Annotated in this window: 2 protein-coding genes and 1 pseudogene; 2 read left to right on the forward strand and 1 reads right to left on the reverse strand. The window is 67.5% G+C overall.

The genetic code is table 11. The annotated features are described in order from the left end of the window. Positions 1-330: pseudogene (locus AmiPiv_RS14125) on the reverse strand (homoserine dehydrogenase); the annotation flags it as partial. A 327-nt stretch (positions 331-657) separates the two neighbouring features. Here AmiPiv_RS14125 and AmiPiv_RS14130 point away from each other — a divergent pair. Both AmiPiv_RS14130 and AmiPiv_RS14135 read left to right on the forward strand, forming a co-directional pair. After that, positions 658-1,740 (forward strand): WD40/YVTN/BNR-like repeat-containing protein, encoded by a 1,083-nt coding sequence (locus AmiPiv_RS14130; protein ID WP_340038115.1) that lies wholly within the window; start codon positions 658-660, stop codon positions 1,738-1,740. Between the two features lie 16 nt (positions 1,741-1,756). After that, positions 1,757-2,068: a MoaD/ThiS family protein gene (locus AmiPiv_RS14135; RefSeq protein WP_340038116.1), complete on the forward strand. Its 312-nt coding sequence runs from the start codon at positions 1,757-1,759 to the stop codon at positions 2,066-2,068. The last annotated feature ends 211 nt before the right edge of the window (positions 2,069-2,279 follow it).

Genomic DNA, 2,279 nt, shown 5'->3' on the forward strand with positions numbered 1-2,279 from the left:
GACGTCGATCAGGCCGCTGTCGAGGATCAGGTCTGCATCGTTGGTGACGGCGACCTTGCCGGCCTCGATCGCCGCGTTCAGGTCGGAGCCGGTACCGACTTCCCGCGCATGGCCCTTTTCCTGGTAGGCGATGTCGACGGCGCGGTGCGCGTTGGGCAGGTTGAGCTCGGAGATCGCCCCGACCTCGATGCCGGGCATGTGCGCCACCCGCGCCACGATGTCGGTGCCCATCTCGCCCGAGCCGATCAGGCCGATGCGGATCGGCTTGCCCGACTTCTGCCGCTCGATCAGCTCGCGCGCCAGGCCCACCGGTGCAACGTTGATCGTCATTGCTCGATCCTTTCGAGGAAACGTCTGAAACCTGGGACGACGGGTATTGAATTATGGCGCACTGTCAACCCGAATGTCCGGTCTGGCGGCAGTTCCGCCGGCGGCCCGGCCGGCGATCCATATTGTCAGGAGACGACCGGCATCTGCTGTTCCGGCGCGGCCTTTGCCGCTAATCTACCTGCCTGCCCGCGCCCACCGAGGCGAGGACGCCGCCGGACGGAGCGACCGGACGTCCGAGACAGGCCGAAAAACGCGAGGCAATTGAAAAGGATAGCCGCCGATCCGGATTCGACGTCTGAGGATCGGACTCCTGGGGAGGAGAGACCAATGGCACGCAAGGTCCTTGTCCTGCTCGGCACCAAGAAAGGCGCCTTCATCGCCGAGAGCGACGCCGCGAGGCAGTCATGGAAGCTGCGCGGCCCGTTCTGCGAAACCTGGCCGATGAACCACGTCGTCGCCGACCAGCAGACGGGCACGATCTATGGCGCGGGCGGCAACGAGTGGTTCGGCCCGGCGGTGTGGAAGTCGACCGATCTCGGCGAGACCTGGACGCATTCGTCCGAGGGCCTCGCCTATGCCGAGGGCGAGGAGCCGATCAAGGCGGTGTGGAGCCTGGCCAAGGGCAATGGCAGCCTCTATGCCGGCGTGCAGCCGGCCGGCCTGTTCCGCAGCGACGACGCCGGCCAGAGCTGGAGCCACGTCGAGGGCCTGCAGAAGCACCCTTCCCGGCCGCACTGGAACCCCGGCGGCGCCGGCCTGATCCTGCATTCGCTGGTGGTCGATCCCAACGACCACGACCGCATCTGGGTCGGCATCTCGGCGGCGGGCGTGTTCCACACCGCCGACGGCGGCCGCACCTGGGAGCCGCGCAACCACGGCACCCGCGCCGACTTCCTGCCCGAAGGCGAGAACTATCCCGAATACGGCCAGTGCGTGCACAATCTGGTCATGGCGCCCGGCATGTCGAACCGGCTCTACCAGCAGAACCATTGCGGCATGTACCGCTCCGACGACGGCGGCAAACACTGGCAAAGCATCGAGAAGGGCCTGCCCTCCACCTTCGGCTTCCCGGCCGCAGCACACCCGCGCGATCCCGAAACGCTCTATCTCGTGCCGCTCAACGGCGACAGCGCCGGCCGCTTCGTGCCCGACGCCAAGGCCGCGGTGTGGCGCACGCGCAACGGCGGCCGCGAATGGCAGGCGCTGCGCAACGGCCTGCCGCAGGAAAACGCCTATATCGGCGTGCTGCGGCAGGCGATGTCGACCGACCGGCTGGAGCCTGCGGGCGTCTATTTCGGCACCAGCTCTGGCACGCTGTTCGCCAGCGCCGACGAGGGCGAAAGCTGGACCAGCGTGGCCCAGCACCTGCCCTCGATCCTGTCGGTAGAGACGCTAGTGGTCGACGGCTGAGCTTGGGATGGCGGACATGCTCGACCGGCAAGCCCCCGACCATCGACCGAAGGCAGGGACAGCGCCGGTCATGGTGCGCCTGCCGGGCGTCCTGGTCGACCTCTTCCCCGGCTCGTCGCGACGCGTTGAGATGCAGGCCGCGACCGTGCGCGAGATGGTCGACGAACTCGACCGGCGCTGGCCGGGCATGCGCGACCGCATTTGCGACAGCCGTCCCGCCATCCGCCGGCACATGAACGTCTTCGTCGACGGCGAACGCGCGACGCTGAAGACGAAGCTGCGGCCGGGCGTAGAGGTCTTCGTGCTGACGGCGATCAGCGGTGGCTGAGAGCCGATCCGAACCTGCGATTCCGCACCTCACAGGGCAAAAATCGTTTCCGAACAAGGCGCTGCCGGCATTTCAAGATTCCGGATGACAGCGGGCCGTCTCAGCGTCGTGCGATCGAACGAAGGCATCAAGGACGTCCTGGCCGCTGGCCCTGACGAGACCGACGGCAACTGGAGCCGCGCGGGCGAAAAACCGCCCGCACAGCGACGCC

The organism is Aminobacter sp. Piv2-1, assembly GCF_037625995.1.
Lineage (GTDB): Bacteria > Pseudomonadota > Alphaproteobacteria > Rhizobiales > Rhizobiaceae > Aminobacter.

Bases quoted from the DNA above. Each gene is read 5' to 3' on its own strand.
- AmiPiv_RS14130 (WP_340038115.1), top strand. From the start codon at position 658: ATGGCACGCAAGGTCCTTGTCCTGCTCGGCACCAAGAAAGGCGCCTTC.
- AmiPiv_RS14135 (WP_340038116.1), top strand. From the start codon at position 1,757: ATGCTCGACCGGCAAGCCCCCGACCATCGACCGAAGGCAGGGACAGCG.